Genomic DNA, 25,385 nt, shown 5'->3' on the forward strand with positions numbered 1-25,385 from the left:
CGCTGATGCGCCAGATATTCCATTGTCACCTTCTCGACGTTCGAGTCGATCCAGGCGGCCATGCGCTGCTCCTCCTTCAGCGACGTCTCAAGAGGCTCCTTGGCCTCCGCGAACCCAGCGGCGCCGCAGAGGGCGAGCAAAGACTTGTATGCAGCAATCTCGAAATTCTCGAAGGCATTGTTGGCGAATGTGTTCTTGAGAATCTCGTCGCCGGCGACAGAGTGTGCCATGGCTTGCATGTTCGCCATCATGGATTGCGTCGTATCCTTGAGGCTGGAGGTGCTCTCCCCGCAGGCTTCCAGGCATCTCTCCAGCCGCTTCAGCTGCTCGTTGGTTTCCTGAAGGTGGGCGGCAACCTTGGCCTTGACCTCGGGATATTCGTCCAATCGTTCCGACTGACGTTCCATCAACTCTCGCGCCTGCACTTCCATCGCATGCGCATTGCGTAATCCAACCACGAATGTATCGCGGGCTGCGTTCGTCATTTCATGTTCCTCCATTTCACCGGCCTTGTCGCCGCCAACCGCAGTTTCGGTGGATCGTTCCTAGAGTGATCCGTGACGCCGACGCTGGGTTCCGGCCGCCGGACCCGAGGCTAACCTGCGATAACAGAACACAAATCCTCTACCGCCGCAGGAACGCTGCATACAGCCGACGGGTTTCCGGAGCGTGGTCGCATCGGCAAACGGCCGCAGCGCTCAGGAACAAAATGACAAACAGCTCTCCGCAAATTAGCAACCCAAGCCCTCCGCTTGGCCGGCCTGCACTTGGCCGTCCGGGCGAGAGACGGCCCGACAACACTTCCGATCCGTTCTTCATGACGATCCGCGACGATCTTGCGGACAAGGGCTTCTTCACGGCGAGCGCGGAGGAGCTGATCACCTGGGCGCGAACCGGGTCGCTGATGTGGATGACGTTCGGGCTCGCCTGCTGCGCGGTCGAAATGATGCAGATGTCGATGCCGCGCTACGACGCCGAACGCTTCGGCTTCGCGCCGCGCGCATCGCCGCGCCAGTCGGATGTGATCATCGTCGCGGGCACGCTCACCAACAAGATGGCGCCGGCGTTTCGCAAGATCTACGACCAGATGCCCGAGCCACGCTACGTCATCTCGATGGGGTCGTGCGCTAATGGCGGTGGTTACTACCACTATTCGTATTCGGTCGTGCGCGGCTGCGATCGTGTCGTGCCGGTCGACATCTACGTGCCCGGCTGCCCGCCGACCGCGGAGGCGCTGCTGTACGGCGTGATGCTGCTTCAGAGGAAGATCCGGCGGATCGGCACAATCGAGCGCTAGTGAGCTGACCAACTCGGACTTGAATGGACATGACGCAGATCCCGCTTCCCTCTTCCGCCGACGCGGAGCACGCGCAATCCGACCTCGACCGCAATGACAACACGCGGCAGATCGTCGCTGACGTCGCCTATCGTCAGCTCGCGATCGTCAACGTGATTTTCGTTGGCCTCGAAAACGCCGGCGACGGCAATTGGGTGCTGGTGGACGCCGGCATTCCCGGATCGGCTGGCGCCATCCGCTCCGCCGCGAAAGCCCGGTTTGGAGGAAACGGCCGGCCTTCCTGCATTGTCATGACGCATGGGCACTTCGATCACGTCGGCGTGCTCGAAACGCTACGGAATGAATGGCACGTGCCGGTTTATGCCCATGCGGCCGAGCATCCCTATCTGGACGGAAGCCAATCCTATCCGTCGGCCGATCCCAGCGTCGGTGGCGGGCTGCTCGCTCGGCTCTCTCCGCTCTTCCCGACAAAGCCGGTGGATGTCGCATCGCGCCTTTATGATCTTCCCTGTGATCACAGCGTGCCCTTCATGCCGGAATGGCAGTGGATCCATACCCCCGGCCATACCCCAGGGCATATCTCGCTCTGGCGCGAACGCGACCGCGTGCTGATTGCCGGCGATGCCTTCATCACGACGCGGCAGGAATCCGTCTACGCCGCAGTGACGCAAACGCCGGAGATGCACGGGCCCCCGATGTATTTCACCCCCGATTGGGGAAGCGCCAAGACATCGGTGCGCGCACTTGCCGCACTCGCTCCGGAGATCGTCGTCACGGGGCACGGCGCGGCCATGCAGGGGCCGCAGATGCGCGCGGCTCTCGATGCTCTCGCCCAACGGTTCGACGAAGTTGCCGTGCCTTCGCAATATCGACGCGGAGTCGTCGACGACAGAGCTTGATCACGCTGCACGGCTAGGAACGGTGGATGCTTCACATGATTGATCCGACATCGAAACCTCAAGGAGAAGACAGATGCGTAAGACAATCCTGACGATCTTTACGGCAGCAATGCTTGCAGGCGCTTCAGTCGGCGCAGCGTTCGCGCAAGGTGCTGGCGGTGGCGCCGGTGGTGGCGCAGGCGGCGCCGGTGGTGGGGCCGGAGGCGGTGCTGGCGGCGGCGCGGGCGCTGGTGCCGGGGCTGGCGGCGCAGGCGCAGGCGGTGCTGGAGCTGGAGATGGCGGCTCAGGCGGAACCGGCGGCGGCGGCGGCATCACCCATGTCGAGCGGGGCGGACAAGGTGCTTCCAGTCCTTCCGGCATGCGCAACGAAACGACCCCACCGTCCAACGGCGCCACGCCGCGTCGCTAGCGGTTCGCGGTTAGCAATCCTCCAAAGCGCGCCCTTGCTGTTGCGCGCATGAGAGCGGCCTCGGTGAGATCCTCTCCTCGCCGGGGCCGCATCGCGTTCAGGTCGCAATTAGAGGAGTCGGTAAACGTTGCACTTGGAACGCCGCTTCACGAGGCACGTTCAATGTTGAAATGGAGATTTCCATGAAGCATCGATTGCTCCTGGCCGCCGCCTCTCTCGCGCTCGTGACGGGCCTCGGCTCCCCAACGGCGGCCGTCGCACAAGACCGCTACTGCCTTCAGGGCCGCGTCTGGGGCTATCCGGGCAACTGCCAGTTCGCCAGTTACGCTCAGTGCATGGCGACTGCATCGGGAACGCACGCCTATTGCGGCGTCAATCCTCGCTATGCCTATGCACGGCGATATAGGGGATATCGGTGACCGGCCCAGGTGCAGACTGGTCATCGATCCTCCTTCTGACCGATCCCGCCGCTGAGCCGAGCGGCCCCGCGGCAGCAGAGCAAACGCTCAAGGCGCGCCAGGGACCGCTTTAGCTCTCTCGCTCGATACGCCGGCGGATGTCCAGCAAAAACTGGCTGACACCATCATCTGGGCTGACGCCGTCAGGCGACGCTATGGTGGTGATGCCCCAGTTCGCCAATACAGCCTCCTGCACCGGATTGCGCTGCGTGACGAACGCGAAGGACCTCGGTCGGTCCTGGCGGTGCCCGGACTCATCCCAACTCTGCCAAATCCGATGCAGCAGGAGCCGAATGTTGGGATCGGACATGCTGTATCCGATGAAAAGCAGCGTGCTGCCCAAGGCATCGGCGCGAAACCGGATATCGAGTGGCGAGTCGAACGCGAGCCGGTTGAGGAAGTCGGTCTCGGTCAAGACGAGCGAGGCATCGTCGTCGAAGTCGCCATGAAATTTGATGATGTGCGTGACGCCGGAACGGGCGCTTGCAATGTCCTTTGCGTTGCTGATCTTGGCATAGGGCTTTTCCAGGACCTCGAAGGCCGTCTCGAGGTTGCGGTCGTAGTTCGTGGTGTAAATGGTCGGAAAATCGAGCTCCACGATCAGCCGGTGGAGCCGTGAGGCCGCGATCCTGTCCGGGTCGACGCGCCAGTTGCGGTCGAGCCAGCTGCGGAGCGGGCCGATTCCGCCGCGCTTCAGCCGGTAGTACTCCGCCAGCATCTGATAGCCGCCGTGCATCCCAGCGATCACGTCGCGCTCAAGTCCAAGGTCATCCAGCAGATGGTCGATCAGAGATTGCCAGGACGGCAGGCCGACAGCCATCGAGACGCCGGCGCCGACGAACAGGATCGCGCAGCGTCGCTTGATCGCCGCGGCCAAGACCTCATGAGGCGGTCGCTCCTCGAATGCGAGTCCGGTCGGTTGCTGGTTCATCTACCTTGAATAACTGGACGAGACGCGGGTTCCTGGAGCCATGCCATCGCTCAGCGGTGAGGGGGCGGTCTTCTCCGTCTGCGCCGCGAAGCGGGCGATTAGACGACGAAGCTGCGCCTTGTGCACCAGACGGCCCGCCGTCTTCGGCGAGACCCAGATTGCTTCACGCTCTCCCTTTTCCGGCCACCAGCGCTCCTGCCCGTGGACCCTCATGGGAAAGACGGCAACGTTCATGGTCCGCTTGCGATCACCCTTCCGCTTGCGATGCTTGAAGGAGCCCAGCGCGCGCTTTGCGGTGACGCCGACGAGACCGGCCTCCTCGTACGCCTCGAGCGCAGCCGTACGGTGCGGCTCCGTCTTGCGCATCGGCGATCCCTTCGGGACACTCCACCTGCGCTTGCGCCTGGTCGTGATCAGCATCACGCGCAATTCGGAATTGTTCAGCATGAACGGCAACGCGGCGAATTGTTTCTTGCCCATCAGGCGCCTCCAGTTTGGTCGATAAGCCTACCCCGCAGCCATCGTTCCTTTATGCGCGAGTGTCCGTCCCCGATCAGAACTTCCGTTCGACCATCTTGAGGCGCAATCCGGAAATGGCTTCGCCCGGATTCAAGCCCTTGGGACACGCCTTCGCGCAGTTGAGGATGGTGTGACAGCGATAAATCCTGAAGGGGTCTTCGAGCTTGTCGAGGCGCTCGCCCGTCGCCTCGTCGCGACTGTCATTGACCCAGCGGGCCGCCTGGATCAGGGCCGCTGGGCCGAGGAAACGCTCGGAATTCCACCAGTAGCTTGGACAAGATGTCGAGCAGCAGGCGCAGAGGATGCACTCGTAGAGCCCGTCGAGCTTGGCCCGATCCTCATGGCTCTGTCGCCATTCCTTCGGTGGTGTGGGTGACACGGTTTGCAGCCAAGGTTCGATCAATGCGAGCTGTGCGTAGAAATTCGTCAGGTCGGGAACGAGGTCCTTGACCACTGGCTGATGCGGCAAGGGCAGCACGCGCAGCGGCTCGCCGTTCGGAACGTCCTCGCTCATGGACTTGGTGCAGGCGAGCGTGTTCTGGCCGGCGACATTCATCGAGCAGGAGCCGCACACGCCTTCGCGGCAGGACCGCCTGAATGTCAGCGTGGAGTCGATGTTGTTCTTGATCCAGATCAGACCATCCAGAACCATGGGCCCGCAATCGCTCATATCGACGAAGTAGGTGTCGAGCCGGGGATTGCGTCCGTCGTCGGGATTCCAGCGATAGACCTGGAATTCGCGCAACGATTTGCTGTCCGGCTTGGGCCAGATCCTTCCCTTTTCGACGCGGGAGTGTTTCGGAAGCCTGAACTCGACCATGTTACCTCCGGGAAGACATGAGGCGTGATAACCGCGCATCAGCCGGGATTGAAGCAGCGTAGTTGCAGAAGATCATCCAGCGACACACCCAACAGCACGATGCGAAAGGCCGGTGCTGTAGCGAGCATCAGCAGCAATATAAAAATGGCATAGACCAGAGCTGGCGAGGTCTCTCTAGCGAGGCTGTAGACTGCTTTCCGCATGGACCCTCCCTTGCGTGCCGGCGCGTGTCATGGCGGCGCCGATGACCAACATGGCCGCACCCCATAGCAGGAAGCCGATGTCCCAGAAGATGCGCTGCTCGTGAGGCACGGTCTCATTCACCTGGTGCAGCTTGAAGACCTCATGGTCAACCACGCCTTCAACCAGATTGAAGATGCCCCAACCGAGCAACACCGCGCCGAGACACTGGCCGCGCGACCAGTGGATGTCAGACCCGCGCGCCCGTTGCCACAGCACATACAGGCCGAGGAGCACAACAACATAGGCCGCGCTGTGGAAGATGCCGTCCCAGGTCGTGTTGAGCTTGACGTTGTCGATGGAGTTGAGCGGATACCAGCCGCTTAACATATGATGCCATTGCAGCAGCTGATGAAACACGATGCCGTCAAAAAACCCGCCCAGACCAAGCCCGAGAAGGACGCCCGCGGAAATCGGAAAGCTGCGTGAATTTCTGTGTTGCATGATTTTGCTCGTGCGCCGGTCGGCATCTGGATGATGGACAAACCGTCCTCAGTGCTGCCGTTCCTATGATCATGACGCACTTCCCGTGCCAATAACTTGCGTTAACCTGCGGGCTCGTGCCAGGATGCCGACATCAGGTGGAGCATCGCCCGGCTGCTTACGGCGGCGATAGGAACGTTCGAAACGGTCGCAGCGTCTTGTGAATCCAACATTGGAGATTCCACGTCGTATTTGCGATCAGATGGCACCCCGGCGAACAGCAGGTCGCATAGATGTCGCCGCCGATCATTCAGCGTCACCTGGCGATCCTGAGCAATCTCAGGGAAGTCGGCTAGAGCTTCACCAAGCGACAAAGGAGCGACGGTGGCCGTGTGTGTCCGCCCACGTCAAAGTCTTCGATGATTCCAATCGCGAGGAGCCAATATGGCGTATGCCCTGTTCAAGGACGGCGAAAAACTGAGCCGGACGTTTTCAACCAAAGAGGAAACCCTGAAAAAGGCCGAAGACGCCGGTCTGGTCGAAAGCGGCGGGGGTCAGCCCAGGCTCGAGGATGACCTGAAGATCAAGCCCTGCTCGCCCGACCCCGAACCTCGAAGCGAGGACGACCTCGATTGGACGCCGGAAAACCCGGCGTCCTGATCGCCGATCTAACAGCCTTTGCAGATGCTCTTGATCTTTCGATCGACGTGGGAATCCTGAGAGTTCTCCGAGCGTATTTCGGCGTCGCCCGGGATCGACGGACCGGGTGTCGCAGTTCCGTCAATCCGTCCGCTGCTGGTCCCCCCTGCGGGATTGCCGGCCCGCCCGACGGTGGTCGATCCTCGCGGCCCGCCACCGCTCGATTGGGCCGTTCCAGCGGTGTTCGTGCCGGTAGCCGTCGTGCCACGCGAAGCCGCGGCCGCGTCGCCTGGATTGCCCAGGCTGGGCGATGCACCGCCCGTCTGGTTTGTAGCTCCTGCAGACCCAAGGCCTGCCGACCCAGGGCTTGTGGCACCGCCGGTGCCGCCGCTCGTGCTGCTCGCGCTTGCTCCGCCCGATCCTCCCGAACCGCCGCCACCGCCACTCTGCGCCGAGGCGGCCCCTATCGACGCGGTCGCCAGGAACGCGATCAGCATCAAGCTCGAAGTTGTCTTAGCCATTGCTCAGCTCCTCTCACGATCGTCGTGCGTGTGATGTTGATCGCGCTCACCACCGCCTCCCGAGACGTGTGATTTGCGGTCGTTGGTAGCCGTTCCGGGCGCAGGGCGCTCATGCTCGCGACCTCCCTTTTCGGGGTGCTTGCGATCCTGCCGCGAGGAGCCCGGACCACCGAAGCGTTCACTGTCTGAGTTCTTGTGTGGCATTCATCGGTCCTGCTGGTAGCCTTGGTTTGTCGTGTTCTGCTTGATGTTGCCGTGACGACCCTGGGTGTCGAAGTTCTCGCGGTCGGGGACTCTTTCATCCGTCTCGATCCTGGGATCAGATCCGGGTCCCTTGTCGCTGCGCTGCTCTGGCGGTATGGGGGGCAATTTGGACATTGCATGCTCCTTGTTTCGGTCTCGCGACCTCATGCGCTGGCAATGAGATGGGGCGGCGGTCGTTCCTGATCGATGCTGATGCATGCCCCTAGGAACGAACGATTCCTGCCCGTGTTGACCCCGCAGTTCATACGGAAGGCTTTTTGTTCATGGTCCAGGCTCTATCGCGGGAAACGGAGAAGGACGGCACCCGGAAGCTGATGATGGCGGGATCGCTGGCGTACGTTGATCGCGTGCCACCACACCGACAGATCGCAGAGAGGACAAGTTATGCCGAAAGCGAAAGCGCCTGAAAACGACCCGAGAGAAACACCGGTCGACGATCCGCGACAGCAGACGGATTTGCCAACCCACCGGCAGACGGACCAGCCTTGGCAGGGAAATCCCGAGAAGGAGCAGATCGACCCAAAGCGTCCCCCGATTGATCTGGAGCGATGGCAAAAGTCGAATACCCACTAGCTGCTACGCATGCGCTTCGTTCACGCGTCGAGCTCATGGATGGTGGGCCGCAGGTCGCCGCCCTCATCGAGATCGAGCGTTGCCAGCGTGATCGGCAGCTTGAATCGCCTTGGACCGGCGCTTCCAGGATTCAGGAAAAGCACTCCGTTGATCGTGTTGACCTGCACCCGATGCGAATGTCCTGATATCACCACGTTCACACCGGTTGCCGCGGGGTCGATGGCGAGCGCCTTGAGATCGTGAAGGAGGTAGAAACAACGAGCGCCGAGGTGCACTGTTTCGGTTTCGGGATAGCGCCTCGCCCAACTGCCGACATCGACGTTTCCCCTGATGGCGGTGACGGGCGCTATTCGGCAAAGCCTCTCCAGAACCTCCGGCGCGCCGATATCACCAGCGTGGAGGATATGCGACACCCCTGCAAGACGGCGTCCGGCCTCAGGTCTGAGAAGGCCGTGCGTATCCGAGATCACTCCGATCCTCAACGCCATGTCAGGCCGCGACTTCAGTGCAGGACATCCAGTGGCACTTTCCCGATCTCCTCACCCTGCTGGTTCGTGACCAGGATGGAAAAATGACGATTCCTGAGTTCGGGACGCTCCGCAAGGAGCCTCTTCGCGATCTCCTCGGCAACGTCCAGCGCCACGATGTCGTCGGGCAATTCAGCTCCTCCCTCGTCGGCGACGGTCTCGGAGTCGACCAGATCAAAATGATAGCGCGGCACGTGAACCCTCAATTCGTCGCAGGAACGCGCGATCTCGGGCCTTCGTTCCGGCGCTCGCACGTCAACGCCCGGCGTGTCCGCAGGAACCCTCAGGGTCATCGCGGCATTGCTGCTTTTTGGAGCCGACACATGCTCGGAGAGTTGCGCGTGCTTGCCCAGCCGGGCGCAATCATCGCCAGTCTCGCCGTCCTGTTGCTGATGGCCGCTGGCGATGCGGCGATCGTGATCGCCGTGAAGGGCTGGCCATTCTAGCCCGATGATTGATGTCGGACATCCCTCTTCGGCCCATCGCTCCGATTAGCGGATAGGAACCTTTGTAGGCCTGCCCGGTTCCGCCTGTGAAGCGGAGTGCGACAAGGCGTCAATGCAGGTCTGGGTGCGAAGGGTTCTGGTGTTGTGCACGATCTGGCCGCTCACGGCGTGTGCGGGCCGGCAATCGGCGCTCGATCCGCAAGGGCTGCAATCCGACCAGATCTTGCACACGCTGTTCATCTTCCTCGCTGTGTCGGCGGTCGTCTGGACCGCCGTCGTGATCGCGCTCTGCATCGGAATGATGCGGCGAAAACGTTCGGCTGATCGGCCGCTTGACCTTCACCAAGCCTTCGAGGAATGCTCCGGGCGCGTCATCCTCGCGCTTGGGATTGCGACCACCGCCGTCGTGCTCGGTCTCTCCTTCGTGAGCTATGCCGGACAACGTACCGTCTTTGCCAAGGACGAGAAAGCCCACATCCTCAAGATCATCGGCCACCAATGGTGGTGGGAGGTCCGCTATGAGGCCGACAGTCCGCAGCAGAGTTTCGTGACGGCCAACGAGATCCGGATCCCGACCGGCCAGCCGGTGAAGGTCGAGCTGGAATCGGCGGACGTGATCCACAGCTTCTGGGTGCCGAGCCTGACCGGCAAAATGGACTTGATCCCCGGGCAGAAGAACGAGCTGCAATTCACGGCGAAGAACGCGGGCATCTATCGCGGGCAATGCGCCGAGTTCTGCGGGATCCAGCACGCCCACATGGCATTTGCCGTGATCGCGATGTCACCCGACGAGTTCGGCCGCTGGCGCCACCATGAAAACCAGAGCGCCAACAGCCCTGCCGATCCGCTCGGCAAGCAGGGCGAGGCTCTGTTCCGGGCGCGCGGATGCGCCTTGTGCCACAACATTAGCGGCACGCTGGCCGGCGGGCAGCTCGGCCCGGATCTCACGCATATCGGCAGCCGCACGACCATCGCGGCGGGAACGTTGCCGAATAATTCGGCCACGCTCGGCGCCTGGATCGCCGATCCCCAGCACATCAAGCCCGGCAATCTCATGCCGAGGATGCCGCTGCAATCGGATGAAATGATCGCCATCATTCATTATCTGGAGCAGCTCAAGTGAGCATCGCCGCTGAACCAAATGAGTTGCGGGACGACGTCCTGAACGGCCTTCGACTTTCCACACAGCTGGAGAAAGTGTGGCGCACGCCGTCCGGCTGGATGGGCGCGCTGACGTCGGTCGACCACAAGGTGGTCGGCCGCCGCTACATCATCACGGCGTTCGTATTCCTGCTCCTCGGCGGCCTCCTCGCGGTCCTGATGCGCATTCAGCTGGCCGGGCCGGAGAAGACGTTTCTCTCCGCCGACAAGTACAATCAGGTCTTCACGATGCACGGCTCGACGATGATGTTCCTGTTCGCCGTGCCGGTCATGGAGGCGTTCGCCGTTTATCTGGTGCCGTTGATGGTCGGCACGCGGAACATCGCCTTTCCGCGACTGAACGCCTTCAGCTATTGGATGTTTCTGTTCGGCGGCTGCTTTCTCTGGATTTCCTTTGCGCTGAATGTCGGCCCCGACGTTGGCTGGTTTGCCTATGTCCCGCTCTCCTCGCTGCAATTTACGCCGACAAAGCGCCCGGATGTCTGGGCGCAAATGATCACCTTCACCGAGGTCGCGGCGCTCGCCGTCTCCGTGGAAATCATCGTGACCGTGTTCAAGCTCCGCGCGCCCGGCATGACGCTCGACCGCATTCCCCTGTTCGTCTGGGCCATGCTGGTGACGAGCTTCCTTGTGATGTTCGCGATGCCCTCGATCATGGTCGCATCGACGTCACTGATCCTGGATCGCCTCGTCAACACGCGCTTCTATGATTCCTCCTCGGGCGGACATCCCCTGCTCTGGCAGCATCTGTTCTGGTTCTTCGGCCATCCCGAGGTCTACATCATCTTCATCCCGGGCACGGGAATGGTCTCGGCGATCCTCGCGACGTTCGCACGACGGCCGGTGATCGGCTATCCCGTGGTGATCCTCTCGTTGATCGCGACCGGCTTCCTGTCGTTCGGTCTCTGGGTCCACCACATGTTCGTCACGGGCCTGCCCCAACTCGGCGCGGCCCTGTTCACAGCCTCCAGTATGCTGATCGCGGTGCCGAGCGGGCTGCAGATCTTCTGCTGGCTGGCAACGCTCTGGGACGGGCGTCCGGTCTACCGGACCCCGCTGTTGTTCGTGATCGGCTTCATCGTGATCTTCGTGCTCGGCGGGCTGTCCGGCGTCATGGTCGCCTCGGTCCCGATCGACACCCAGGTGCACGACACCTATTTCGTCGTCGCCCACTTCCATTATGTCCTGATCGGCGGCGCTGTGTTCCCGCTGGTCGGCGCGGTCTACTACTGGTTTCCCAAGATCGCCGGCCGCATGCTCAGCGAGCGACTCGGGCGCTGGAATTTCTGGCTCGCCTTCATCGGCTTCAACGTCGCCTTCTTCCCGATGCACATCCTCGGGCTGATCGGAATGCCGCGCCGGGTCTACACCTACACCGCCGACATGGACTGGGCGCACCTGAATCTCGTGTCCAGCGGTGGTGCTCTCATTTTCGCGCTCAGCTTCGCGTTGCTTTTGGTCAATGTGGTCTACAGCTTGCGTAAGGGCGCGCTCGCAGGCGACAATCCCTGGGATGCCTCCACGCTGGAATGGGCGACGTCATCGCCGCCCCCGCCGCAGAATTTCGACCGCATTCCGGTGGTCAAGCACCGCGATCCGCTGTGGGCCGATAGCGAGAGCCTGCCCGTGGTCGCGGGTCTGAGCGCCGAGCGGCGCGAGGTCCTGCTGACGTCGCTCGCGGAAGCCGAGCCGCAGATCCGCGAGGCTTCGCCCGAACCCAGCATCTGGCCACTGCTCACAGCTATCGCAACGACCGTGTTCTTCATCGGCTCGATCTTCACGCCCTGGGCGGTGCTCTGGGGCACGCCGCCGATGGCCGTCACCTTGATCGGCTGGTTCTGGCCGAGCGGCAGCAAGGAGGACGAGGAGTGAGACAGACCATCGTCCGCAATGTCGCTGAACTGCCGACTTACGGCTACGGCCCGCGCAGCGGACCGTGGTGGGGCGCGATGGGCTTCATGGCGCTGGAAGGTATGGGCTTTGCCATTGCCATCGGTGCCTATCTCTATCTCTACGCCGTCAACCCAAGCTGGCCGATCGGCGCCTCGCCGCCCGATCTCTGGCCAGGCACAGCCGAAGTCGTGGTCTATCTGCTGAGCATCATCCCGAACGAGATCACCAACCGCGCCGCACACCGGCAGGATCTCGCGAAGGTGCGGACCGGACTCATCGTGATGGCCCTGATCGGCATTGCCCTGCTGGTGCTGCGCGGCTTCGAGTTCGCGCATCTCAACACCCGCTGGGACAATTCAGCTTACGGCTCCATTGTTTGGCTCATTCTGGGGCTGCACACGACCCACCTTGCCACCGATGTCGGCGACACGGTCGTGCTGGCGGTATTGATGTTCACGCGCCATGCGAAACCGCGCCGGTTCAGCGACGTGACCGACAACGTGTTCTATTGGAACTTCGTCGTGCTCGCCTGGCTGCCGCTCTATGTCTTGCTCGATTGGGTGCCACGCCTATGACCGCAGCCGATCGACATTCCAGACTGCTTTATTGGGCCGGCGTTGCGCTCGGGCCCATCGCGTGGGGTATCAACTTGCAGGGCGTCTACGTGCTCGCGCACTTCTCCTGCGAACAGACCAGGCTCAGCGGCGCGATCATGAGCGCGGTTCTGGCTGTCGTCGCGCTGGCAGGCACTGTCATTTCGGCCCGCGCCGTTCGGCGCGGCGCGGGGGCTGAATGGGCCGATGCGCGGGGTGGCGGACCACGAACGTTCATGGCCTGGCTCGGCGTCGGCTCCGGCGTGTTATTTGCGCTGGTGATTGCGAACCAGTTCGCCGCCTCGCTCATGATCAGCCCATGCCTGCGCTGAGCTTTGCAGCACTGCTGCTCGCGCTGCTCGCGGCGCCGGCCGATGCGCACGGACTATCGGATGTCGATCCCGGTTCGCTGTGGAGCTACGATCCCTGGCTCATGGCCCCGCTCTATGCCGTCGGTATCGGCTTCTATGTCGGAACGCAGCGGCTCTGGCATCATGCAGGTGGTGGCCGTGGCGTCAGCTTCCGCCAGGTGGCCGCGTTCTGGACCGGATGGCTGGTGGCCGCACTTGCCGTGACCTCGCCGCTGCACTGGCTCGGCGAGCGTCTGTTCACCGCGCACATGGTCGAGCACGAACTGCTGATGGTGGTCGCGGCACCGCTGATGGCGTTCGCCCGGATCAATGGTCCTCTGCTGTGGAGCCTGCCGGCCCGGCTTCGCCCGGCGGCAGGCCGCATGCTCGATCTGCCGATATTGGCGTGGCCCTGGCGTTTTGTAAGCCACCCCATGAGCGCGACCATCCTGCACGGCGCAGCGCTCTGGGTCTGGCATGCACCGCCTTTATATGCGTGGGCGCTCGAGAATACGGCGATCCATCGTCTCCAGCACATCAGCTTCTTCGCGACTGCGCTGTTGTTCTGGTGGGTGCTGCTGCATGGCCGCGGTCAGGGCCGTAGCACTCGAATTCGCGACGGCATCGCTGTCGCGTGCCTTTTCATCACCATTTTGCATTCCGGCGTGCTCGGAGCTCTGCTGACCGTGTCGCCGCGGCTGTGGATCCCAGGCCAGGGCGCCCTCGCCGGGGAATTCGGCCTCTCGGCACTCGAGGACCAGCAGCTCGCCGGCATCCTGATGTGGGTGCCCATGGGCCTACTCTATACCGGCGCCGCGTTGTTCTTTGCTCACCGCTGGCTGACTGCGAACGGCGGTCATTCCCGCCTGCCGCTCCCTTCAACATCCGGGCTGAGCGACGCTGCATAGGAACCGCAACTTCTGTTCGAACGTTCGCCTGCCGACTGCGACACTCCACGGAGGCCACATGGAAAAACGATCCGTCATGGTGCTAACGGCAATCACCGCAGCATTCTTGGTGCCTGCAGTCTTGAGCGCGCAGGACCAACCCAAGTCAGGGATGTCGTGCCCGGTCGACCATGACAAGCTCGCCGATATCCTCAAGAAGAGTGTCAAGCCGGGCGGCGGCCCCAGCAACGGCGGTCTCGACAACAACGAGTGGGCTGCCGTCGTCAATCGGCAGGGCATCGTCTGCGCAGTTGCCTATAGCGGCGGCAAGGTCGACGACCAGTGGCTCGGCAGCCGGGCCATCGCGGCCGAGAAGGCCAATACGGCAAATGCGTTCAGCCTGAAGGACAAGGCGATCGCGACCGCCAATCTCTATGCCGGTGCGCAGCCCGGCGGGTTCCTGTTCGGAGCGGCACTCGGCAACCCGCCGTCTCCGGAAGCCTTGTACGCCGGATCTCCCGACAACTTCGGCACGGCCCAGGATCCGATGGTAGGCAAGCCGATCGGCGGCACCATCGTGTTCGGAGGCGGGTTGGCGCTCTATGACGGCAACGGCATCACGGGCGCGCTGGGCGTCAGCGGCGACAGCTCCTGCGCCGATCACAACGTGGCCTGGCGCGTGCGTCACCAGCTCGGGCTCGACCGCGTGCCGGCCGGCGTCAGCCCCAACATGAAAGACGCAATCATCTATGACATCGGACCCGACGGCAAAAGTCCGTCTGGATTTGGCCACCCCAAGTGTAACGGCAAGGAAGATCAGATCGCAGTTGACCTCGGCGCCGGCGTGTCCGGCAACGTCGTGAGATAGCTCGTCGTCGGTCTCACCTCTTTGGAACCAAGCGAAGTCGGAACGTTTGTAGGTTCGTAAACCGGCCTGCAACGGCGCACGGCCTCATCACTGCCGTGGAGATCTTTACATATGTTAGTGCGTGGTCTCACGCGTTTGCTGGGCCGACTTCCAGGCTTCCTTTGTGCCCTTTGCGCGTCCTGCGCGTTGCTGTCGTCCGCCTCGGCACAGAGCGATCTCGCCAGCCGCATGAAAGATCCCGGCCAGTGGCCGATGGCGGCGCGCGACTACGCCAACACCCGCTATAGCAACCTTGATCAGATCAACACGTCCAATGCATCGCGCCTCCAGCTTGCATGGACGTTCTCGGTCGGTGCCGATCGCGGCCAGGAGGCGGCGCCGCTCGTGGTCGATGGCACCATGTATGTGGTCGGCCCTTATGCTGGCCCCTACCCCAACCGTGTGTTCGCACTCGATGCCACGAGCGGTGAATTGAAATGGTCCTACGCGCCAAAGCCTGAACCGGCAGCCGCGGGCGTTGCCTGCTGCGACGTCGTCAATCGCGGACTCGCCTTCGACAACGGCAAGGTCTTCCTCAACACGCTTGATAACCACACGGTCGCGATCGACGCCAAGACCGGCAAGGAGCTGTGGCATACGAAGCTCGGGGAGATCAACAAGGGCGAGACCATCACGATGGCTCCCGTCGTGGTCAAGGGCAAGGTGCTCGTCGGCAACAGCGGCGGCGAGATGGGCGTGCGCGGCTGGGTCACCGCGCTCGATGAAAACACCGGGGCCATTGCGTGGCGCGCCTACGCCACGGGCCCGGACAAGGACGTGCTGATCGGCGACGACTTCAAGCCGTTCTACGACAGTCTCAAGGGCAAGGATCTCGGCGTGAAGACGTGGCCGGCCGACCGCTGGCAGGTCGGCGGCGGCACGATGTGGGGATGGATCTCCTACGATGCCGAACTCAATCTGATCTACTACGGCACAGCCAATCCGAGCCCATGGAACGCCAACCAGCGCAGCGGCGACAATCTCTGGAGCACCACAATCTTTGCCCGCGACCCCGACACCGGCCGCGCCAAATGGGCTTACCAGATCAACCCGCACGACCTGTTCGACCACGACGAGATCAACGAGAATGTGCTCGTCGATCTCGAACTGAATGGAAAGCCGCGCAAGGTGCTGATCCACCCGGGCCGCAACGGCTATATGTACGTGATGGATCGGGCGACCGGCGAAGTCATCTCGGCGGACGCGTTTGAATTCGTCAATGCCTATAACGGCGTCGATCTCAAGACCGGCAAGATCATCCCCAACGAGGAGAAGACGCCGCTCGCCGGCAAGACCGTCGAGAACATCTGCCCGGCCGCGCCGGGCGCCAAGGACTGGCAGCCAACCGCCTGGTCGCCCCGCACCAAGCTGCTCTACGTGCCGCATCAGCATCTTTGCATGAATTTCAAGGCATCGCAGGTCGGCTATATCGCAGGCACACCTTATGTGGGCGCCGATGTCGACATGTATGCCGGCCCCGGCGGCCACCGCGGCGAATTCATGGCGTGGGATCCCGTCGCGCGCAAGAAGGTCTGGGAGATCCACGAGAAGCTGCCGGTCTGGAGCGGCGCGCTGGTTACGGCAGGCGACGTCGCGTTCTACGGCACCATGGATCGGCTGTTCAAGGCCGTGGATGCCAAGGACGGGCATGTCCTCTGGCAATTCCGCGCCGGCTCCGGATTCATTGGCCAGCCGATCTCCTATCGCGGCTCCGACGGACAGCAATACATCGCGATCCTGTCGGGCGTCGGCGGCTGGCCGGGTGTGGTGGCCAACGCCGAGGTCGATCCGCGGGTGCGCAACGGCGCGCTCGGTTTTGTCGGTGCGACCCAGGATTTGCCGTTCTACACCGCGGGCGGGAGTGAGCTGCTGGTCTTCAAACTCGGCGGCGCGAATGGTGAGGACACCAGCCATGCGCCTTCGAAATAGTTATCCCGGCATCGCTCTTGGTTTTCTGGTCGGGCTTGCAACCACGGCGGCGGCAGCGTCGGATCGCGAGCTTCGCGTCTGTGCCGATCCCAACAATCTGCCTTTCTCGAACAGCGCCGAAGCAGGATTCGAGAACAGGCTCGCGGCCATGGTGGCCGAGCATTTCGGCCTGCAGGTCTCCTACACCTGGTGGGCGCAGCGCCGCGGCTTCATCCGTAACACGCTGAAAGCCGGCAAATGCGACGTCGTCATGGGCGTGCCGTCCGGCTATGATCTCGTCGAGACGACGAAGCCGTATTATCGCTCGAGCTACGTGTTCGTCACGCGGCAGGACCAGCACCTCGACCTTTCGTCCCTGCTCGACCCGCGCCTGCATCACCTCGCGATCGGCGTGCATCTGATCGGCGATGACGGCAACAATCCGCCGCCCGCGCAAGCGCTCGGCGAACAGGGCATCGTTGACAACGTCCGCGGCTACTCCATCTACGGTGATTATCGCCAGGCCGATCCGCCGGCGCGCCTGATCGAAGCCGTCGAAAGCGGCAGCCTCGATGTCGCCGCAGCCTGGGGTCCGCTCGCCGGATATTTCGCCCAGCGCTCTCCCGTCCCCCTGACGGTCACGCCGATCCGGGATTACGAGCGCTTTGCACCTCAGCAGTTCCAGTTCGCCATCGCGATGGGCGTGCGCAAAGGCGACGACGCCTTGCGCGACCGACTGAATGCATTCATCGACGAGCACCGGTCCGAGATCACCTCGCTGCTGCGCAGTTACGGCGTTCCGCTGGTGGACCAACCGGTTACGGTATCGGGAGGACATGAGTGATGTCTGCTCCAGTGCTGCGCGCGAGCGCCCTGTCGTTGCTGCTGGCGGTTGTGCCGAATGGTGCGGGACTGGCCCAGCAGACTTTGCCGCAGTCGCAGGAGGCGCAGATGCCGACGCTGTCTCCGCGCCCGAACTTCGGTGGCAGCGTCGGCAATGGCAGGCCCGGCGTCTTCATGCAGGTCCCCGTCAGTCACCTCCATCCCGGCGCGCAGCCGGACCCGCCGCAGATCAAGAACCCTGTGCAGGGCGATCCCAATGCGGAGCAGCGCGGGATGACCTACTACGTCAACTTCAACTGCGTCGGCTGCCACGCGCCAAATGGCGGCGGCGGCATGGGTCCGGCACTGAGCAACAACAACTTTACTTACGGCTCGCAGCCAGAGAACATTTTTCTCTCGATCTACCAGGGGCGGCCGAATGGAATGCCGGCCTGGGGCGGCGTGCTGCCCGACAGCGTGATCTGGGATCTCGTCACCTATATCGGCAAGATCAGCAACGAGCCGAGCCACCAATGGGGCCGAACCTTTTCCGCGAATCTGCCTTCGCCCGAAGTCGAGCAAGTCCCGAGCGAGCAGGTCTCGACGACCGATCCCTGGTCTGCCACCAAGTCTTTCAATTTCGGCCAGAAGCCCTGATCGCCGGGAAGCAGCGATGGCAAATCCGATCACGAGATTGCTAGTCACCGCGCTGCTGGCTACCACAGGCGCCGCCTGCAAGGCTGCGGGCCCGGACAACTTCACCGGCGACGCGCGTCGTGGCGCCGACCTCGTCAAGCAGTATCACTGCGGCGGCTGTCACGATATTCCCGGCATTGCCGGCGCCGAAGGCAATGTCGGCCCACCCTTGCATCGGATCGGCACGCGGACCTACATCGCCGGCTACATCCAGAACTCGCCGGACAACATGGCTGATTGGATCGAGGATCCACAGCGGGCGTTGCCGGGCAATGCCATGCCGAGAATGGGCATCCCGCAGAAGGACGCGCGGGACATCGCGGCGTTTCTCTATACGCTGAAGTGACCATCATGCCTCCCATGCATCGTTCAATGAATTGGCTCCGTGACGCGCCATTGCTGGCCATCACCATTGTGCTCGTCGCTATCATGGGACTGGGCCTCCTGGCTGGCGGTGCCTGGCTCGAGGCCCTCGGTGGCTCCGTCTACTATCTGATCGCGGGCATCATGCTTCTGCTCACGAGCTGGCTGCTCGGGCGCCGCCGCGCCGAGGCGCTCTGGGTTTATGCCGCGCTGCTGGCCGGAACGATGGCCTGGGCGATCTGGGAGGCCGGCCTCGATTTCTGGTCGCTGGCGCCGCGCGGCGACGTACTCGTGCCGCTTGGCCTGTGGCTGATGCTGCCCTTCATTGCCTCCCGCCTGGCGCCTCGCTTGCGCGCAGCGCGATGGGCGCTTGGCCTTGTGTTGGTCGCCGCAGCCATCGTCGTCGGCATGTCCCTGACGAGCGATCGCCGCGATCTTGCCGGCACGATACCTGAGGGCGAAACAACGGGGGCCATTGCGTCTCCCGAACCGGACCAGCCCGCTGCCGGCCAGAACTGGACGGCCTACGGCGGCAGCGGCTTCGGTACGCGCTTCTCGTCGCTGAGCCAGATCACCAAGGACAACGTCAAGGACCTCAAGCTCGCCTGGGAATTCCGCACCGGCGATCACAAGGGCCCGGACGATCCCGACGAGATCACCAACCAGGCGACGCCGCTCAAGGTGGGCGATCTGCTCTACACCTGCTCGCCGCACCAGATCGTGTTCGCGCTCGAAGCCGCGACCGGAAAACTGCGCTGGAAGTTCGATCCGCAGGTGCAGCACAACAAGGCCTTCCAGCACATGACCTGCCGCGGCGTGTCCTATCACGCGACCAAGCCCGGCGCGATAACTGCCGACGGCACGCCGGCCCCGAGCGATTGTGCGGGGCGCATTTTCATACCGACCAACGACGGACGGATGTTCGCGCTCGATGCGCAGAGCGGCGTGCCTTGCCAGGATTTTGGCAATCAGGGACAGATCGATCTCAAGCAGGGCAGCGAGATCCAGACACTCGGCTTCTACGAGGGCACCTCGCCGCCCGTCGTCACGGACAAGTTGCTGATCGTCGGCGGAGCGGTGATCGACAACTATTCCGATCGCGTGCCGTCGGGCGTGATCCGCGGCTTCGACATCTATTCAGGACGGCTGATCTGGGCATTCGATGCCGGCAATTCCGATCCGAACGAGATGCCCTCGGCCTCGCATCATTTCACGGCCGGCTCACCCAATTCCTGGAGCATTTCCGCGGTCGACGAGAAGCTCGGACTGGTCTATGTGCCGCTCGGCTCGAGTTCTCCGGATATTTGGGGCGGCGGCCGTTCGCCCGAGAACGAGCGCTACGATTCGGCATTGATTGCCCTCGATCTCACGACCGGGAAACTGCGTTGGTCGTTCCAGAACGTGCACCACGATCTCTGGGACATGGATATGCCGTCGCAGCCCAGTCTGGTCGATTTGCGCCTTAACGGCGGCGTGACGCCTGCGATCTACATCCCGGCAAAGACCGGCGACATCTTCGTGCTCGACCGCCGCGACGGGCGTCAGCTGGTGCCCGCACCGGAGAAGCCGGTGCCGCAGGGCGCCGCGAAGGGAGACCGGCTGTCGCCGACCCAGCCCTTCTCGGAGTTGAGCTTTCGCCCGCCCGGCATGCTGACCGACGCGCAGATGTGGGGCAGCACGATGTTCGACCAACTCGCCTGCCGGATCAAGTTCAAGCGCCTGCGCTATGAGGGGCCGTTCACGCCGCCGTCTGAACAAGGCACGCTGGTGTTTCCAGGAGACTTCGGCATGTTCGAATGGGGCGGCATTGCCGTCGATCCGCAACGCCTGATCGCGATCGCGAACCCTCAATCGATTCCCTTCGTCTCGCGTCTCGTGCCGCGCGGGAAAGACAATCCGGCAGCGCCGAACGCGGCGCATCCGCCGGGAACCGAGCTCGGCGTGCAGCCGATGTACGGCGCCCCCTATGGCGTCGACCTCGGCATTTTCCTCTCACCGCTCGGCATCCCCTGCCTTGCCCCGCCATGGGGCAACATCGCCGCGATCGATCTCAAGTCGCACAAGGTGGTCTGGCAGCATCGCATCGGCACGATCCGCGATCAGGCCCCGCTGCCGCTGCCATTCAAGCTCGGCGTTCCCATGCTGGGCGGTCCGATCGTCACCGCGGGCGGCGTCGTCTTCATCACGGGAACGATGGATGACTACATCCGCGCGTTCGACGTTCGCGATGGCAGACGGCTTTGGCAGGACCGCCTTCCTGCCGGCGGCCAGTCGACGCCGATGACCTATGAGGCCAACGGCAAGCAATATGTCGTCACGGTCGATGGCGGCCACGGCTCGTTCGGAACTAAACTCGGCGATTACGTGCGGGCCTACGCGCTGCCGTGATCTGCCTCGGCAGGACATGCTTGTGCTTGGCGACGCCTTGTCCCGATCTGCCAGCGCGACGCGCAACTGCTGAAGCCAGGAGAGCCACGCCCGCAGCTAGTCCCAGCGCCGCGAGCCCCTGACTGATGACCCCGGCAGGTGGGAGCTGCTTGCGTGACAGCCAACCGCCATCGATTGACGTGCCCTGCGGACCAGCTTCGATCATGGTGCCCTCGCTGCTCTTCGCCGGGCGCGCGCGCGACAGCAGGTAGCGGAAGGCAACCCCCAGGATGTTCTCGGTAATCTGCGGAGCCATCGCGTAGGCAATTTGGCCGGCACGCGCCGGCCAGCCCACGGCGACCTCATCTTGGGGTGCGCGGACGAGGCTCACGAACGTCTCGGCAACGTCCTCCGCCTGATACAGCAGCGGACCGGGATCGAGCGTCCGGCCGGACATGTTGGCGCCGTGGACGAAGCCCGGCGTGTCGACCATGGCCGGGAAGACGCCGCAGACATGGATGTTGCGATGAGCCCTGAGCTCCTGACGCAGGCTCGCGGTGAAGCCCCGAAGGCCGAATTTGCTCGCTGTGTAGGCCGCAGCAAAAGGCGTCGGAGCCCAGCCCCCGAGCGAGATGTTGTTGATCAAGATACCGCGGTTCTGGCGCAGGAAGATCGGAAGCACCGCGAAAGCGCCATGCATCGTGCCGAGGAGATTGACCTCGATCGTTCGGCGATGAAGTGCGATATCCGCGTCCTGATAGGCCCCGAAAACGCCGGTGCCGGCGTTGTTGATCCAGACGTCGATGCCACCGAGCGCGTCTTCCGCCTCTCGGGCCAGCCGCTGCACCGCCTCGGCATCGGTGACATCGGTCGGGATTGCCAATGCGCGGCCTCCGAGCGCCTCGCATTCTGCAGCGAGGCTCGTCAGGACTTCGGCACGGCGTGCCGCCAGGACCACGCTTGCGCCCTTTCCGGCGAAGGCCAGCGCCGCAGCACGCCCGATTCCGCTCGAGGCACCGGTTATGACGACGCGCGTGCCAGTCATTTGCCGCGGCTCGGATCCGGAGCCGCCCGCCGGAAGCAGCCAGTGCAGGGATCGCCGGAGACGCTCGGTTCCGTCCGCTTCGAACCAGTCGCCATGCGCGAAGATCACCCGCTCCGGCGACAGCCGTATGAGCCGCTCGGCTGCCGACCGCACGGAACGGCCGCCGAGGCGCAGCAGCAGTCGGAGATAGACCGGCGCCGTTCCGTTTGGCTTGGAAATGCCGAGGAGGTTTGCCGCGGCCTCGTTTGACGCGCTGAGATCATCGGGATCGAGATTTTGCACCAGATCCGTCAGGATCAGTGTCCGGCTGCGCTTGTCGAACAGCTCGATCTCGGAGAACATCGGAGCGTTCACCGAGACGGCTTCGAGGTCGGCCCTCCATTCCTCAGGCGTCGCCTCTCCAAGCTCGCGGTCGATGTGGATCCGTGCTGCTCGAACTTGCCGACGCGCCGAAAGGCCGCGCGCCGCGAAAGTCGTCACCTGTGGCAGCTCTCTCTGCCAGTCGGACAGGAACATCCAGTGCGCGATATTCGGCGCGAGCAAGTACCTTATCGGCCCTAGCCGCTCCAACTCACCGCGGAGAGTCGGCGAATGTCTCACCGGCGAATGCAGCACAAGATCGCCGTTCGAGAGCCGAATGACGGTCATACGCACCGGAAGTTTCAGACCGGCAGCGCTGATCGGGGCATCGTCCACGACCCAGATATCGTCCGTCGCTCGCGACAAACGGGCCGTCGACAAGGTAGCGTCGGAACTTTGCATGAGCGTCTTCCATCACAAGGCGTTTGCTCAAGCTTCGGGAGCGACGCTCGTTCCTCGCTAGGACGCCCGAGCCTGCATGCGGGCATTGCGTCGGCGACGGCGCGCGGCGAGTCGTCCTCGGATCCTCTCCGCCGGAATGTGCCGCGAGATCGCCGGGGCAAGCTCTGGTTCTGAGGGAGGTTGTTGGGTGGCAATCGGCGCTTGGTCCGGACGAGCTTCCATCAGACCGAGCACGGCGCGGCCCTTGGCCGTGATGCGCCACCCGCCATTTGTCCGGTCGATCAGCCCTTGCGAAAAGATGTCCAGCCCCGGCACCCGCCCGGCGAGCCGCCGGGTGCGCTCGGTCCAGTCGCGACCGCTGGTCGCCAGAATGGCCATATCCCGCTTGAGATCCTCCATGGCCGCGAACCCATCCGGGTAGCTCACCAGGATCTTGAGGACCGTCACGTGGAAATTCACCCCTGCCCCCACATGACCATCATCACATCGTCGGGACTTCTGAAAGGGCATTGCGGGCCGCTAGTTTGAGACGATCCGCAGAGATGTCGCCCCTGCTTGCAGTCTCCAGAAGCTTCGAGGCTACGCGAGTCCTGGCGCCGATCTCACAGCGTGGAACAGCTTCACACACCTCGTCGAGAACGGTGCGCAACAACGCCTTGGTCGCGGTATCGATCATGGAAAGCCCCGGCGGAAAGGTTCACGGTAGGGCAATCGCTCCGGCCAGGGATTCAACATTGTTAATGATCTTAAAATTTCGCTGCCTGGCCACTGCCGGCTTGGCGATGTCTTGGGCCTGCTGTGCGCGACCTTGCGGGCTCCTGCTCGGCATTGCTCGTGAAATCGGGGAACCTCCGTCGTCGGCCAATCGTTCGCATGCCATGGAGATTGTCGTTTTCGCGGTCCTCGTCCTCCTGGTTGCGACTGTAGTTCGGCATGCGTGATGGCGAACCGCGCAGCTTCGCATCCTCGCGGCTGATTCCGCCCGAGCTTTGCTTCGTCGCTTCACCCTCTTGTCCAAGAGGGCGCAGGGAAGGCCGGGTGCCGGCTGGCGCCCGCGGTCCGCTGCGCGAAAATGTAGCGCAAGGAAACCGCACAGCAGCATACAGGTGTAGCCAATCACTCGGCCTTCCCTGCGCGATGGTTGGACGGCTTATGCCGTGCTCTCCCGGGAGCCGAGTTCGTTCTGGCCTCCCTCGTCCCAGCGAAAGTCACCGGCACCGCGCCGGTTGACGCAGATGCCGCATTCGCCAGGGCTTGACCGTAGCAACGATGGCCAGGACCACACGGTTTTTGCCGTACGCACGGCTCGCCATTTCGCCGCAGTTTTTCCAGCCCTGTCGACGGAGCCGGAAACTTACAGACGAGACGAAGCCTAGCAGCGCCGCTCGTCGGAACGCAGCCTTGGGCTCACGGAGAGCAATCCGCCCTGCCCTTGGCCTCTCGCACCCGAACGCTGCCGCGTCCACCGCAAGCCCGGCTCGCGAACATGACGACCACAAGATCGCCCCTCAAGGATGAGCCGGGATGGCCAACACATACGCCGTTTCCGAATTTCGGTAAAGCGGAATATATTTGTGGAGAGGGGTTGACGGGATGGCGGGTGTTTTGCCCGACGGGCAGTCCTCCCATTGAACCTGCCACGGCCTTCTAGTCAAGCGACGCGCCTGCTCCGATGGAGAAGGCGAGTTCACCCTCTATCCACCACGCACTCCGCACCATCAATAACATAGGCTGCGTGACGAAAATCCCTGATGGTGGCGAGCTTGCCGGCGGACCAGTCGAGAAGCATGAAATATTTCGCCCGCCCGGCCGGCTTATTCGGATCGAACACGAGGATCGCGGGACGTCCCTCGACCTGCCCCGTCACCAGGTGCCAGTCGCTGTTCTTCGAATAATTGCCGAAATAGTTCGACACCTCGGCCTTGCCTTTCAGCCTGGTACGGTTGACGAGCTCGAGCCTGACGTCGTCGGCGATCATGGCGCGGATCGCGTCGAAGTCGCGGGCATTGAAATGGCCGACATAGGCGTTGAGTCGCGTGCGATCTGCTTCCGACAGGCCCGGCTGCGGCACATCGTCGGGCTCTCCGGCGAACTCCCGCAGCTGCGTGCGTCCGCGATGCAGCGCGGCCTTCACCGCCGGCAGGCTGAAATCCATGATGTCGCAGACCTCGGCAAGCGAGCAGCCGAGCACGTCCATCAGGATCACGCTGGAGCGCTGCGCCACCGGCAGCCGCATGAAGGTGCGAAGGCTGGTCGCGGCGATCTGGCGGCTTTCCACATCATCGAGCTGGTCGGCAATCATCTCCACCTCTTCAGCCGAGTGCAGCGCCTCCTGCCGGTTGCGGCGACGCAGGAAATCCAGCGCGGTGTTGTGCGCGATGCGAAACAGCCAGCCCTCCGTATTGACGGGCGTGACCGATTGCAGCGCTTCCATCGCCTTGATCAGCGCATCCTGCAACACATCCTCACCGTCGATGACCGAGCCGACCATGCGGGCGCAGTAGCGATGCAGTTTCGGCCGCATCCGCGCCAGCAGGGCCTCGGTATCGATGGTGGCCAGCGGGTCTGGCGCCATTGCTCCTCCGCTTCGCTTGTTCAGGACTCGTCCAGCATACGATAGTTGCCGACGATCCTCACATCACGAACCAGCGGCGGCTCCGCGCAG

Annotated in this window: 31 protein-coding genes; 18 read left to right on the forward strand and 13 right to left on the reverse strand. The window is 63.2% G+C overall.

All coding sequences use genetic code 11. The features are described from left to right. Positions 1-485, reverse strand: a 485-nt coding sequence (locus tag IVB32_RS05555; protein ID WP_247409954.1) for a ferritin-like domain-containing protein, incomplete at its 3' end; no start/stop codon positions are given. Positions 486-709: 224 nt separating this feature from the next. Between IVB32_RS05555 and IVB32_RS05560 the strand changes: the two genes are divergently transcribed. The 4 genes from IVB32_RS05560 (at position 710) to IVB32_RS05575 (ending at position 3,024) form a co-directional block, all read left to right on the forward strand. Further along, on the forward strand, positions 710-1,297 hold the full coding sequence (locus tag IVB32_RS05560) for an NADH-quinone oxidoreductase subunit B (protein WP_088930861.1): 588 nt from the start codon (positions 710-712) through the stop codon (positions 1,295-1,297). 29 nt (positions 1,298-1,326) lie between these two features. Next, a complete protein-coding gene (locus tag IVB32_RS05565) occupies positions 1,327-2,196 on the forward strand; it encodes an MBL fold metallo-hydrolase (RefSeq protein ID WP_026234018.1) in 870 nt (289 codons plus the stop codon). A gap of 73 nt (positions 2,197-2,269) precedes the next feature. Then, the gene (locus IVB32_RS05570) at positions 2,270-2,605 is read left to right on the forward strand and encodes a hypothetical protein (RefSeq protein ID WP_143273835.1); all 336 of its coding nucleotides are present in this window, start codon (positions 2,270-2,272) and stop codon (positions 2,603-2,605) included. Positions 2,606-2,787: 182 nt separating this feature from the next. Beyond that, a complete protein-coding gene (locus tag IVB32_RS05575) occupies positions 2,788-3,024 on the forward strand; it encodes a DUF3551 domain-containing protein (protein ID WP_083926601.1) in 237 nt (78 codons plus the stop codon). A gap of 109 nt (positions 3,025-3,133) precedes the next feature. Here IVB32_RS05575 and IVB32_RS05580 read toward each other — a convergent pair whose 3' ends face one another. The 5 genes from IVB32_RS05580 to IVB32_RS05600 form a co-directional block, all read right to left on the reverse strand. Further along, positions 3,134-3,994 (reverse strand): SIR2 family protein, encoded by an 861-nt coding sequence (locus IVB32_RS05580; RefSeq protein ID WP_018460384.1) that lies wholly within the window; start codon positions 3,992-3,994, stop codon positions 3,134-3,136. Beyond that, entirely contained in the window at positions 3,995-4,474 is a 480-nt protein-coding gene (locus IVB32_RS05585; protein ID WP_018460385.1) for an NUDIX hydrolase, read from the reverse strand. A 73-nt stretch (positions 4,475-4,547) separates the two neighbouring features. Further along, complete coding sequence (locus IVB32_RS05590) at positions 4,548-5,333, reverse strand: succinate dehydrogenase iron-sulfur subunit (RefSeq protein WP_018460386.1); 786 nt, start codon at positions 5,331-5,333, stop codon at positions 4,548-4,550. A 38-nt stretch (positions 5,334-5,371) separates the two neighbouring features. Continuing rightward, entirely contained in the window at positions 5,372-5,536 is a 165-nt protein-coding gene (locus IVB32_RS05595; protein ID WP_157643156.1) for a hypothetical protein, read from the reverse strand. Then, positions 5,508-6,017 carry a DUF2243 domain-containing protein gene (locus IVB32_RS05600; RefSeq protein WP_204511969.1) on the reverse strand — a complete coding sequence of 170 codons (510 nt, stop codon included), beginning with the start codon at positions 6,015-6,017 and terminating at the stop codon, positions 5,508-5,510. Before IVB32_RS05600 ends, IVB32_RS05595 begins: the two co-directional genes overlap by 29 nt. Positions 6,018-6,440: 423 nt before the next feature. On the opposite strand from IVB32_RS05600, the gene IVB32_RS05605 reads away from it, so the two are divergent. Next, positions 6,441-6,656: a hypothetical protein gene (locus IVB32_RS05605; protein WP_018460391.1), complete on the forward strand. Its 216-nt coding sequence runs from the start codon at positions 6,441-6,443 to the stop codon at positions 6,654-6,656. Between the two features lie 503 nt (positions 6,657-7,159). Here the strand turns inward: IVB32_RS05605 and IVB32_RS05610 are convergent. Together IVB32_RS05610 and IVB32_RS05615 are read right to left on the reverse strand one after the other, a co-directional pair. Next, complete coding sequence (locus IVB32_RS05610; protein WP_083926603.1) at positions 7,160-7,360, reverse strand: hypothetical protein; 201 nt, start codon at positions 7,358-7,360, stop codon at positions 7,160-7,162. After that, positions 7,361-7,534: a hypothetical protein gene (locus IVB32_RS05615; protein WP_162847264.1), complete on the reverse strand. Its 174-nt coding sequence runs from the start codon at positions 7,532-7,534 to the stop codon at positions 7,361-7,363. A gap of 270 nt (positions 7,535-7,804) precedes the next feature. Here IVB32_RS05615 and IVB32_RS05620 point away from each other — a divergent pair, with 270 nt between their 5' ends. Further along, complete coding sequence (locus IVB32_RS05620) at positions 7,805-7,993, forward strand: hypothetical protein (protein WP_083926604.1); 189 nt, start codon at positions 7,805-7,807, stop codon at positions 7,991-7,993. A gap of 20 nt (positions 7,994-8,013) precedes the next feature. On the opposite strand, the gene IVB32_RS05625 is transcribed toward IVB32_RS05620, so the two are convergent. Then, positions 8,014-8,481 (reverse strand): metallophosphoesterase family protein, encoded by a 468-nt coding sequence (locus tag IVB32_RS05625; RefSeq protein WP_247295139.1) that lies wholly within the window; start codon positions 8,479-8,481, stop codon positions 8,014-8,016. A gap of 17 nt (positions 8,482-8,498) precedes the next feature. Between IVB32_RS05625 and IVB32_RS05630 the strand changes: the two genes are divergently transcribed. The 12 genes from IVB32_RS05630 to IVB32_RS05685 all read left to right on the forward strand — a co-directional run bounded on the left by IVB32_RS05630 (position 8,499) and on the right by IVB32_RS05685 (position 20,934). Continuing rightward, on the forward strand, positions 8,499-8,966 hold the full coding sequence (locus IVB32_RS05630) for a hypothetical protein (protein ID WP_198293419.1): 468 nt from the start codon (positions 8,499-8,501) through the stop codon (positions 8,964-8,966). Positions 8,967-9,078: 112 nt separating this feature from the next. Next, a complete protein-coding gene (coxB, locus tag IVB32_RS05635; RefSeq protein WP_018460396.1) occupies positions 9,079-10,089 on the forward strand; it encodes a cytochrome c oxidase subunit II in 1,011 nt (336 codons plus the stop codon). Beyond that, complete coding sequence (gene ctaD / locus IVB32_RS05640; RefSeq protein ID WP_018460397.1) at positions 10,086-11,999, forward strand: cytochrome c oxidase subunit I; 1,914 nt, start codon at positions 10,086-10,088, stop codon at positions 11,997-11,999. Before coxB ends, ctaD begins: the two co-directional genes overlap by 4 nt. Beyond that, positions 11,996-12,595, forward strand: coding sequence for a cytochrome c oxidase subunit 3 (locus IVB32_RS05645; protein WP_018460398.1), 600 nt, complete (start codon positions 11,996-11,998; stop codon positions 12,593-12,595). The genes ctaD and IVB32_RS05645 overlap by 4 nt, the downstream gene beginning before the upstream one ends. Before the next feature lie 74 nt (positions 12,596-12,669). Further along, a complete protein-coding gene (locus IVB32_RS05650) occupies positions 12,670-12,945 on the forward strand; it encodes a hypothetical protein (protein ID WP_247409956.1) in 276 nt (91 codons plus the stop codon). Next, positions 12,933-13,871 carry a cytochrome c oxidase assembly protein gene (locus IVB32_RS05655; protein WP_018460400.1) on the forward strand — a complete coding sequence of 313 codons (939 nt, stop codon included), beginning with the start codon at positions 12,933-12,935 and terminating at the stop codon, positions 13,869-13,871. The genes IVB32_RS05650 and IVB32_RS05655 overlap by 13 nt, the downstream gene beginning before the upstream one ends. 58 nt (positions 13,872-13,929) lie before the next feature. Further along, positions 13,930-14,718, forward strand: a complete 789-nt coding sequence (locus tag IVB32_RS05660) for a heme-binding protein (protein WP_026234021.1) — start codon at positions 13,930-13,932, stop codon at positions 14,716-14,718. Positions 14,719-14,829: 111 nt separating this feature from the next. After that, complete coding sequence (locus tag IVB32_RS05665; RefSeq protein WP_026234022.1) at positions 14,830-16,686, forward strand: PQQ-dependent dehydrogenase, methanol/ethanol family; 1,857 nt, start codon at positions 14,830-14,832, stop codon at positions 16,684-16,686. Beyond that, a complete protein-coding gene (locus IVB32_RS05670; protein ID WP_018460403.1) occupies positions 16,670-17,509 on the forward strand; it encodes a substrate-binding domain-containing protein in 840 nt (279 codons plus the stop codon). Before IVB32_RS05665 ends, IVB32_RS05670 begins: the two co-directional genes overlap by 17 nt. Continuing rightward, a complete protein-coding gene (locus tag IVB32_RS05675; protein ID WP_026234023.1) occupies positions 17,509-18,144 on the forward strand; it encodes a cytochrome c in 636 nt (211 codons plus the stop codon). The genes IVB32_RS05670 and IVB32_RS05675 overlap by 1 nt, the downstream gene beginning before the upstream one ends. Before the next feature lie 16 nt (positions 18,145-18,160). After that, positions 18,161-18,529 (forward strand): c-type cytochrome, encoded by a 369-nt coding sequence (locus IVB32_RS05680; protein WP_018460405.1) that lies wholly within the window; start codon positions 18,161-18,163, stop codon positions 18,527-18,529. 26 nt (positions 18,530-18,555) lie between these two features. After that, entirely contained in the window at positions 18,556-20,934 is a 2,379-nt protein-coding gene (locus IVB32_RS05685) for a glucose/quinate/shikimate family membrane-bound PQQ-dependent dehydrogenase (RefSeq protein WP_247368953.1), read from the forward strand. Here the strand turns inward: IVB32_RS05685 and IVB32_RS05690 are convergent. From IVB32_RS05690 to IVB32_RS05705, 4 genes are all read right to left on the reverse strand, one after another. Then, complete coding sequence (locus IVB32_RS05690; RefSeq protein WP_026234024.1) at positions 20,894-22,720, reverse strand: SDR family oxidoreductase; 1,827 nt, start codon at positions 22,718-22,720, stop codon at positions 20,894-20,896. The two genes, IVB32_RS05685 and IVB32_RS05690, sit on opposite strands and share 41 nt — an antisense overlap. A gap of 57 nt (positions 22,721-22,777) precedes the next feature. Continuing rightward, on the reverse strand, positions 22,778-23,230 hold the full coding sequence (locus IVB32_RS05695; RefSeq protein WP_051113078.1) for a hypothetical protein: 453 nt from the start codon (positions 23,228-23,230) through the stop codon (positions 22,778-22,780). After that, complete coding sequence (locus IVB32_RS05700; protein ID WP_018460409.1) at positions 23,202-23,396, reverse strand: hypothetical protein; 195 nt, start codon at positions 23,394-23,396, stop codon at positions 23,202-23,204. The genes IVB32_RS05695 and IVB32_RS05700 overlap by 29 nt, the downstream gene beginning before the upstream one ends. A 1,011-nt stretch (positions 23,397-24,407) precedes the next feature. Next, positions 24,408-25,295, reverse strand: a complete 888-nt coding sequence (locus IVB32_RS05705) for a sigma-70 family RNA polymerase sigma factor (RefSeq protein ID WP_018460410.1) — start codon at positions 25,293-25,295, stop codon at positions 24,408-24,410. Positions 25,296-25,385: the final 90 nt, after the last annotated feature.

The organism is Bradyrhizobium sp. 23, assembly GCF_023073295.1.
Lineage (GTDB): Bacteria > Pseudomonadota > Alphaproteobacteria > Rhizobiales > Xanthobacteraceae > Bradyrhizobium > Bradyrhizobium canariense_D.

Excerpts from the sequence above, each read along its gene's own strand:
- IVB32_RS05590 (WP_018460386.1), bottom strand. The coding sequence starts at position 5,333 with ATGGTCGAGTTCAGGCTTCCGAAACACTCCCGCGTCGAAAAGGGAAGG.
- IVB32_RS05620 (WP_083926604.1), top strand. The coding sequence starts at position 7,805 with ATGCCGAAAGCGAAAGCGCCTGAAAACGACCCGAGAGAAACACCGGTC.
- IVB32_RS05625 (WP_247295139.1), bottom strand. The coding sequence starts at position 8,481 with ATGGCGTTGAGGATCGGAGTGATCTCGGATACGCACGGCCTTCTCAGA.
- IVB32_RS05585 (WP_018460385.1), bottom strand. The coding sequence starts at position 4,474 with ATGGGCAAGAAACAATTCGCCGCGTTGCCGTTCATGCTGAACAATTCC.
- IVB32_RS05560 (WP_088930861.1), top strand. The coding sequence starts at position 710 with ATGACAAACAGCTCTCCGCAAATTAGCAACCCAAGCCCTCCGCTTGGC.
- IVB32_RS05705 (WP_018460410.1), bottom strand. The coding sequence starts at position 25,295 with ATGGCGCCAGACCCGCTGGCCACCATCGATACCGAGGCCCTGCTGGCG.
- IVB32_RS05700 (WP_018460409.1), bottom strand. The coding sequence starts at position 23,396 with ATGATCGATACCGCGACCAAGGCGTTGTTGCGCACCGTTCTCGACGAG.
- IVB32_RS05665 (WP_026234022.1), top strand. The coding sequence starts at position 14,830 with ATGTTAGTGCGTGGTCTCACGCGTTTGCTGGGCCGACTTCCAGGCTTC.
- IVB32_RS05675 (WP_026234023.1), top strand. The coding sequence starts at position 17,509 with ATGTCTGCTCCAGTGCTGCGCGCGAGCGCCCTGTCGTTGCTGCTGGCG.
- IVB32_RS05610 (WP_083926603.1), bottom strand. The coding sequence starts at position 7,360 with ATGCCACACAAGAACTCAGACAGTGAACGCTTCGGTGGTCCGGGCTCC.
- IVB32_RS05685 (WP_247368953.1), top strand. The coding sequence starts at position 18,556 with ATGAATTGGCTCCGTGACGCGCCATTGCTGGCCATCACCATTGTGCTC.
- IVB32_RS05580 (WP_018460384.1), bottom strand. The coding sequence starts at position 3,994 with ATGAACCAGCAACCGACCGGACTCGCATTCGAGGAGCGACCGCCTCAT.
- IVB32_RS05565 (WP_026234018.1), top strand. The coding sequence starts at position 1,327 with ATGACGCAGATCCCGCTTCCCTCTTCCGCCGACGCGGAGCACGCGCAA.
- IVB32_RS05575 (WP_083926601.1), top strand. The coding sequence starts at position 2,788 with ATGAAGCATCGATTGCTCCTGGCCGCCGCCTCTCTCGCGCTCGTGACG.
- IVB32_RS05570 (WP_143273835.1), top strand. The coding sequence starts at position 2,270 with ATGCGTAAGACAATCCTGACGATCTTTACGGCAGCAATGCTTGCAGGC.
- IVB32_RS05680 (WP_018460405.1), top strand. The coding sequence starts at position 18,161 with ATGGCAAATCCGATCACGAGATTGCTAGTCACCGCGCTGCTGGCTACC.
- IVB32_RS05615 (WP_162847264.1), bottom strand. The coding sequence starts at position 7,534 with ATGTCCAAATTGCCCCCCATACCGCCAGAGCAGCGCAGCGACAAGGGA.
- IVB32_RS05690 (WP_026234024.1), bottom strand. The coding sequence starts at position 22,720 with ATGCAAAGTTCCGACGCTACCTTGTCGACGGCCCGTTTGTCGCGAGCG.
- IVB32_RS05660 (WP_026234021.1), top strand. The coding sequence starts at position 13,930 with ATGGAAAAACGATCCGTCATGGTGCTAACGGCAATCACCGCAGCATTC.
- IVB32_RS05605 (WP_018460391.1), top strand. The coding sequence starts at position 6,441 with ATGGCGTATGCCCTGTTCAAGGACGGCGAAAAACTGAGCCGGACGTTT.
- coxB (WP_018460396.1), top strand. The coding sequence starts at position 9,079 with ATGCAGGTCTGGGTGCGAAGGGTTCTGGTGTTGTGCACGATCTGGCCG.
- IVB32_RS05595 (WP_157643156.1), bottom strand. The coding sequence starts at position 5,536 with ATGCGGAAAGCAGTCTACAGCCTCGCTAGAGAGACCTCGCCAGCTCTG.
- IVB32_RS05600 (WP_204511969.1), bottom strand. The coding sequence starts at position 6,017 with ATGCAACACAGAAATTCACGCAGCTTTCCGATTTCCGCGGGCGTCCTT.
- IVB32_RS05695 (WP_051113078.1), bottom strand. The coding sequence starts at position 23,230 with ATGCCCTTTCAGAAGTCCCGACGATGTGATGATGGTCATGTGGGGGCA.
- IVB32_RS05655 (WP_018460400.1), top strand. The coding sequence starts at position 12,933 with ATGCCTGCGCTGAGCTTTGCAGCACTGCTGCTCGCGCTGCTCGCGGCG.
- IVB32_RS05670 (WP_018460403.1), top strand. The coding sequence starts at position 16,670 with ATGCGCCTTCGAAATAGTTATCCCGGCATCGCTCTTGGTTTTCTGGTC.